7 protein-coding genes are annotated in these 7,433 nt (G+C 66.6%); all 7 read left to right on the top strand.

The window, feature by feature from the left end:
- Positions 1-733 (top strand): glutamine amidotransferase-related protein (locus NP3_RS42565; protein WP_169814678.1); only part of this gene is annotated, 733 nt, incomplete at its 5' end.
- Positions 734-1,393, top strand: coding sequence for an NUDIX domain-containing protein (locus tag NP3_RS42570; RefSeq protein WP_063047369.1), 660 nt, complete (start codon positions 734-736; stop codon positions 1,391-1,393). It abuts the gene before it with no gap.
- Between the two features lie 12 nt (positions 1,394-1,405).
- Complete coding sequence (xerD, locus tag NP3_RS42575) at positions 1,406-2,356, top strand: site-specific tyrosine recombinase XerD (RefSeq protein ID WP_063047370.1); 951 nt, start codon at positions 1,406-1,408, stop codon at positions 2,354-2,356.
- 93 nt (positions 2,357-2,449) lie between these two features.
- On the top strand, positions 2,450-2,914 hold the full coding sequence (locus tag NP3_RS42580; RefSeq protein ID WP_063047371.1) for a cupin domain-containing protein: 465 nt from the start codon (positions 2,450-2,452) through the stop codon (positions 2,912-2,914).
- A 226-nt stretch (positions 2,915-3,140) separates the two neighbouring features.
- On the top strand, positions 3,141-4,085 hold the full coding sequence (locus NP3_RS42585) for a ParA family protein (RefSeq protein ID WP_063047372.1): 945 nt from the start codon (positions 3,141-3,143) through the stop codon (positions 4,083-4,085).
- A gap of 185 nt (positions 4,086-4,270) precedes the next feature.
- Positions 4,271-5,074 carry a segregation and condensation protein A gene (locus tag NP3_RS42590; protein ID WP_063047373.1) on the top strand — a complete coding sequence of 268 codons (804 nt, stop codon included), beginning with the start codon at positions 4,271-4,273 and terminating at the stop codon, positions 5,072-5,074.
- Positions 5,075-6,006: 932 nt separating this feature from the next.
- A complete protein-coding gene (gene scpB / locus NP3_RS42595) occupies positions 6,007-6,654 on the top strand; it encodes an SMC-Scp complex subunit ScpB (protein ID WP_063047374.1) in 648 nt (215 codons plus the stop codon).
- Positions 6,655-7,433 lie beyond the last annotated feature (779 nt).

The following is a 7,433-nucleotide window of genomic DNA, read 5'->3' on the forward strand; positions in this document are numbered from 1 at the left end:
CGGATTCGCTTCGCGGGCCAAGGTGAATATCCGCTGGGTGCAGTCGGATGAGTGCGAGACTCCGGCGGGTGCGCAGGCCGCGCTGCGCGATGCGGACGCGGTGCTGATTCCGGGTGGGTTCGGTATCCGTGGCATCGAGGGCAAGGTCGGCGCCATCAAATATGCGCGGACCAGGGGGCTTCCGCTGCTCGGTCTGTGCCTGGGCTTGCAGTGTGTGGTCATCGAAGCCGCGCGCTCGGTCGGTCTGGCCGAAGCGAATTCGGCCGAATTCGAGCCGGATACACCGCATCCGGTGATTTCCACCATGGCCGATCAGAAGGAGATCGTGGCCGGTGAGGCCGATCTCGGCGGCACCATGCGCCTCGGCGCGTACCCGGCGACGCTGCAGAAGGGTTCGGTGGTCGCGCAGGCCTACGGCACCGACCAGGTCTCCGAGCGGCACCGGCATCGCTACGAGGTGAACAACGCCTACCGCGACAAGATCGCCGCCAGCGGTTTGAAATTCAGCGGTACCTCCCCCGACGGACATCTGGTCGAATTCGTCGAGCTGCCTGCGGATAAGCATCCGTTCTTCGTGGCCACCCAGGCGCATCCGGAGCTCAAGAGCCGCCCGACTCGCCCGCATCCACTGTTCGCGGCGCTGATCGCGGCGGCGCTGAAATATAAACTGGCCGAGCGGCTTCCGGTCGATATCCCGGACGAAGAGTTCGCGAACGCAGATCAGGCGTCGTAGATGAGTGATAACGGGGGAGCCCAGCCGGGCAGCCACGACTTCGAGACAGTGGCGAGCAAGACCTTGTACAGCGGTGCCATCCTCGCCTTGCGGCTCGACCAGGTGGCAATGCCGGGCGGACGCGTCGTCGAACGCGAGGTGATCGAACATCATGCGGCGGTTGCGGTCGCGGCCATTGATGATGCCGACAATGTGGTACTGATCAGGCAGTATCGGCATCCGATCGGTCGGCGGCTGCTCGAGCTGCCCGCCGGACTGCTCGATGTGCCCGGCGAGGATCCGCTGGCAGCGGCCAAGCGCGAATTGGCGGAGGAGACCGGACTGGCCGCCAGGGAATGGTCGGTTTTGGTGGATGTCGCGCTGTCGCCCGGATTCACCGATGAGGCGCTGCGGGTGTATGCCGCGCGGGGTCTGTACGAAACCGACCGGCCGGAGCCGGAATTGGAGGAGGCGGACCTGGAATTGGTTCGCCTGCCGGTGGACGAGGCCGTGCGGGCCGCATTGGCCGGTGAGATCGTCAATGCCACGGCCGTCGCCGGTCTGCTCGCGCTCGCGGCCGCCAGGGCGGGCGGGGTGCAGTTGCGCCCGGCCGACGCGCCGTGGCCGGGACAGCCCACCGCATTCCTGCGTCGCAAGGCGCAGCGGCAGTCCGAAGACTGACGGGTCCGGGCGGTGCTCGCGCGGGAGGTGGACGCCTACCTCGATCATCTTGCGGTCGAGCGCGGCGCCGCCCGCAACACCCTCGGTGCGTACCGTCGCGATCTCGACCGGTATCGGGATTTCCTGACCGGGCGCGGGGTTACGGCACTCGAGCAGGTCTCCGAATCCGATGTCGCGGAGTTCACGATAGTGCTGCGGGCAGGTGGGGAGACACACCCGCCGCTGGCCGCGAGTTCGGTCGCTCGTGCCTTGATCGCGGTGCGCGGGCTGCATCGCTTCGCCGCGGCGGAGGGTATGACGAGTACCGATGTCGCGCATGCGGTGAAGCCGCCGACACCGGGACGTCGATTGCCGAAAGCGCTGCCGTACGACGAGGTATTGCGGCTGCTGGAGGCGGCTGGTGGCGGGCCGATCGATGACGCGAATGGGGTCGGAACCGACGGCGGGCCGCGCGGATTGCGCGATCGGGCGCTGCTCGAGCTGCTGTATTCGACCGGGGCGCGGATTTCGGAGATGGTCGGGCTCGATGTGGATGATCTCGATACCGAGGAACGCGCTGTTGTGTTGCACGGCAAGGGCGGCAAGCAGCGCATGGTTCCGATCGGCAGGCCCGCGCTGGCAGCTGTCGACGCCTATCTGGTGCGGGGGAGGCCGGTGCTCGCCGCGAACGGCAAAGGCACTGCGGGCGCGCTGTTTCTGAATGCTCGCGGTGGTCGGTTGTCGCGGCAGAGTGCCTGGCAGGTTTTGCAGACCGCCGCCGAGCGGGCGGGCATCGGGGCCACGGTTTCGCCGCATACGCTGCGTCATTCCTTCGCAACGCATTTGCTCGACGGGGGTGCGGATGTGCGTGTGGTCCAGGAACTTCTGGGACATGCGTCGGTGACGACTACGCAGATCTACACCTTGGTCACTGTGAACACGCTTCGCGAGGTTTGGGCAACCGCTCACCCCCGCGCCCGCTGACCCGCTGCACTCCGGAAGGATTGGGACCGTGGTCCGGTTGTGTCGTTATGCCGGGATCGGGTGGTCTCGGCATAACGACGTGAGGTGAGTTGGATGGCAAAGGCTTTCATCGTTCAGGAGCGCGATGTCGAGGCGGTTGCGCTGCCCGGCGGCGGATCGTTCCAGTTGCTCGAGGACAGCGAGAAGACCGATGGGTTGTTCGGAGCGAATCGGCTCGTCCTGCGGGCTGGCGCGGATGGGACCAGGCCGCACCATCACACGAAGTCAACGGAAATCTTCTATGTCCTGGACGGGACTATGGAATTCCTCGTCGACGGCGAACGGCATGCGGTCGCGAAGGGTGGTCTGGTGGTGATTCCGCCGGGTACTGTCCATGCCTTCGGGGCGTCCGCGGACGGTCCCGCCGAGTTCTTCGCGGTACTCACACCGGGTATCGTCCGTTTCGAGTACTTCCGGCAGCTCGGTCGTATCGCTCGGGGTGAGGCGGATTGGGACAGCATGGATGAGCTCCACGATCGGTTCGACGTCCATTTCGACGGCGGACCCGATTGGCGCTAGGGGAGTGGACGCCTGCGCAGGTAAACGTGGGTGTCGCGTGTCCGAGCGTGGGTCTTGCGCTGTCAAGCGGTAGCGTCTATCGAGAGCTGGACCGTACGAAAGCGAGGTCGGGCCTGATCGGCCTCGCTACGCTCGGGCAGAAGATGCCGGAGTCGGGCGAAGGCAACGGGCAGGAACGTATAAGGAGCAGCGGATCGTGACGACAGCCGGTGCGGCAGAGCCGCCGATGAGTGCTGGGGCGCAGCCGCTTACGGGTCCCCGGACGGGTCCGTACTCGGCCGCTGCGGCGGAAACGCTGTGGGGCGACGGCGCCGACCCGGTCCCCGACGATGCGACGCTCGGGCCGACCGGGCGCCCGCTGCGTGTCGTGCCCGACCCGCCGCCGGTCGAAAACCACGGTGATGCGCTGATCGTCGCGATGTGCAATCAGAAGGGGGGCGTCGGCAAGACCACCTCGACCATCAACCTGGGCGCCGCGCTCGCGGAGTTCGGTCGGCGGGTGTTGCTGGTCGACCTGGATCCGCAGGGTGCGCTGTCGGCGGGATTGGGTGTGGCCCACCACGATCTCGATCTGACCGTGCACAACCTGCTCATCGGATCCAAGGTCTCGATCGACGATGTCCTGATGGAGACCCGCGTCGAGAATCTGGACCTGCTGCCGAGCAATATCGATCTGTCCGCCGCGGAGATCCAGCTGGTCAATGAGGTCGGCCGGGAGCAGACACTGGGCCGCGCACTGGAATCGGTGCGCGATCGCTACGACTACATCCTCATCGACTGCCAGCCGTCGCTCGGCCTGCTCACGGTGAATGCGCTGGCCTGTTCCGATGGCGTGATCATTCCGATGGAGTGCGAATACTTTTCGCTGCGCGGACTTGCCTTGCTCAACGACACCGTAGAGAAGGTGCGGGACCGCTTGAACCAGCGCCTGAGCCTGTACGGCATCGTTGTGACCATGTTCGATGCGCGGCTACTACATTCGCGTCAGGTCATGGCGCGCGTCGTCGAAGTGTTCGGCGACCTGGTGTACGACACGGCGATCGCGCGCACCGTACGTTTTCCCGACGCCAGCGTCGCGGGTGAACCCATCACCACGTGGGCACCGAAATCCAGTGGGGCCGAAGCATATCGGGCGATGGCGCGGGAAGTCATCCACCGGTCCGGCCGGTGATCGGCGGTACGGAACCGGCGCCATCGACGAACACGGATACGCTCGGCTCGGAGTCTGATGAGTTCGTCGATCGGGACTCCGATGCCGGGCGTGCCGCGTCGGCTGCGAACGACTCGGCCGCGGATGATCGGTCCAGTGGACCTGGCGGCGAGAGCGAGCCGACGGCCCAGACCTCCGGGTTCCAGCTGCGGCTGAGCAACTTCCAAGGGCCGTTCGATCTGCTGCTGAATCTGATCAGTTCGCGCAAGCTCGATGTCACCGAGGTCGCGTTGCATCAGGTGACCGACGAATTCATTGTCTACACAAAGGCGTTGACCGCCAGCATCGGGCAGCAGGCATTGCGTGCGGACAAGATCCTGGATCAGACCACCGAATTCCTTGTCGTCGCGGCGACATTGCTGGACCTCAAGGCGGCGCGATTGCTTCCGTCCGGCGAGGTGACCGACGCCGAGGATCTCGAACTGCTCGAGGCACGCGATCTACTCTTCGCCCGGCTGCTGCAGTACCGCGCGTTCAAACAGGTCGCCGAACTGCTCGGGGAACTGGAGGCGGTCGCGTTGCGGCGCTACCCGCGCGCGGTCGGGCTGGAGGAGCGCTACGCCGACCTGCTGCCCGAGGTTAAGCTGGGAGTTGACGCAAACCAGTTCGCCGCGATCGCCGCGACGGCCTTCCGGCCTCGCCCGGCGCCGCGGGTCGGACTCGACCACCTGCACCAGCACGCCTTCTCGGTCGCCGAACAGGCCGCGCTCGTGCTCGAACAGCTCAAACTGCGCGGACCGGGCGGCTGGACGACCTTCGGCGAACTGGTCGCCGACTGTGATGTGCCGATCCAGATCGTCGCCCGCTTCCTCGCCCTGCTCGAGCTGTACCGGGGCAAGACGATCGAGTTCGACCAACCCGACCCGCTCGGCCCGCTCTCGATCAGCTGGACCGGCGACCCCAAGGACGAGACCGCCGACACCGTGACCATCGAGGAGGACTACGGGTGAGTGAGCGCACCGACGATGCGACACCCGTCGAGCACGACACCGGGGTGGTGGGCGAGCAGGTCGACGGTGGTGATCGCGCAGTGGTCGCGCGGAGCGGCGATGCATCGGGCGCGAGCGCGGTGGAATCGGGCGACGAGGCGCCATCGTCGAGTGATGAGCGCATCGAAGACGCCGCGGATGCGAGCGCGCCAGGACCCGACGGTAGTGCGGCGCTGAGTTCGAGCGACGGTGTCGTATCGGGTGCGAGCGCCGCAGGATCGAGCGTCGGCAAGGTGGCGTCGAGTGGGCGCGATGAGTTCATCGAAGACGCTGCGGATGCGAGCGCGCCAGGACCCGACGGTAGTGCGGTCCTGAGTTCGAGTGGCGGTGTCGTATCGGGTGCGAGCGCCGCAGGATCGAGCGTCGGCAAGGTGGCGTCGAGTGGGCGCGATGAGTTCATCGAAGACGCTGCGGATGCGAGCGCGCCCGGATCCGACGGCATTGCGGCGAATTCGAGCGGTGACGATGCCGGGGATGCGGTGACCTCGAGCGGCAGGGGAGCGGCGGCTGTAAGCAGTCGAATTGTCGAACCGGATTCCTCGAGCGCGGGCGAGCCGAGCCTCAGCGGGCAGGCATCGGGTGGAGTCGAAGGCGTCGCGGGGCGCACTGATACGACGCCGACGAGCGGTGGAGGCGAGGAGCCCGCGGCTTCGGCCGGTGCGACCGAGGCCGTAGGCAGTCCGATCGTCGACGGCGATTCCTCCGGCACGGCCGAGCCGAGCGTCAGCGAGCAGGTAGCGCCGAGCATGGAGGATGGCGACGGCGTTGCTGGCGGACCGAGTGAGACGCGGCTGGGAAGCGGTAGGGACGAGGCCCGAGCTTCTGTAAGTGCGACGAAGACGGCACGTGCGACGAAGAACAAAAAAGATGTCGGCGCCGGTTCCGACGACGAAGTGGCGGAGTTCACGCCCGAACCGCTGGATGACGATGAATTCCGGTCGGCGTTGGAGGCGATGCTGCTCATTGTGGACGCTCCGGCCCCGGTAGAACTGCTGGCCGACGCGTTGCAGGACAAACCGGCGCGGGTGGAGCGGGCGCTGCACGAAATGGCCGCGGAACTGTCCGCGCGGGCCAGTGGCATCGATCTGCGTTTCGTGGGTGACGGGTGGCGCTTCTATACTCGCAGCGAGTACGCGCCGTATGTGGAACGGATGCTGCTCGACGGTGCCCGGTCGAAATTGACCAGGGCCGCTCTGGAAACATTGGCGGTGGTGGCATACCGCCAACCGGTGACCCGGACCAGGGTCAGCGCGGTGCGCGGCGTGAACGTCGACGGTGTGATGCGAACCCTGCTGGCTCGCGGATTGATCGCCGAGGCCGGGGTCGACCCGGATACGAACGGCACGCAGTACTGCACGACCGAACTGTTCCTGGAGCGGATCGGACTCGCATCGCTGTCCGATCTACCGCCACTGGCGCCCCTGCTGCCGGGCGTCGACCTGATCGACGAGATCAACGAGAGCCTGGACACGGACCCCCGTTACACCAGGTTGAAGAAATCCGCCGAGACCGATTTGGATCTCGGTACCGAAGAAGACTGACAGGACAACATGAATACGCCCGCTCGCCGAGATGGCACACCGGATCGTAGGAACAGAAGCGACCAGCCCACCAGGGGCGGCGCAGGCCGAAACGCACGCGATATGCGTTCGGCGCAACGGGGAAGTACGCAGCGTGGGGCCGCGGGGGGCGGTTCCGAGCGCGGCTCCTCGCAAGGGGGTTATCGGGGGAGCTCAGAAGGCGGCGAGCGTGGGTACCGCGGTTCGTCGCAGGGCGATCAGCGTGGCTCCTCGCGTGGTGGCTACCGCGGCACCGCACAGGGCGACAGCGGCTATCGCGGTTCGTCGCACGGCGACAGTGGCTATCGCGGTTCCGCTGAGCGCGGATCAGATCGACGTGGCACGTCGCAGGGTGGTGGCTATCGCGGTTCCGCCCAGGGGGACAGCGGTTATCGCGGTTCCGCACAAGGCGGCTCGGGCTACCGTGGTTCGTCGCAGGGTGGGGCGGGTTATCGCGGTTCGTCGCAGGGCGGCTCCGATCATCGTGGTTCGCGCGGCGACGGCTATCGCGCTGGGACACAAGACAGCTCGGCCCCGCGTACCGCCGGTTCGCGCGGCTATGCGCCGGGAGGCGCTGCGCAGCAAGGCAATCCGTCGCGCCGCACATCGTCGGCCGCGATGTCCGCGCCTGTCGGCAAGAAGCCCAAGAATCCGAAGCCACAGAAAAAGGTCGTCTCCGCCCCGCTGCTGAGCAATGCCAAGCCCGCCAAGAAACAGCACGTCGACCAGCCCGCCGAGGGTGGCCACGAGAAGTTGCCGTG

It is taken from the genome of Nocardia pseudovaccinii NBRC 100343, from assembly GCF_001613225.1.
Taxonomy (GTDB): Bacteria; Actinomycetota; Actinomycetes; order Mycobacteriales; family Mycobacteriaceae; genus Nocardia; species Nocardia pseudovaccinii.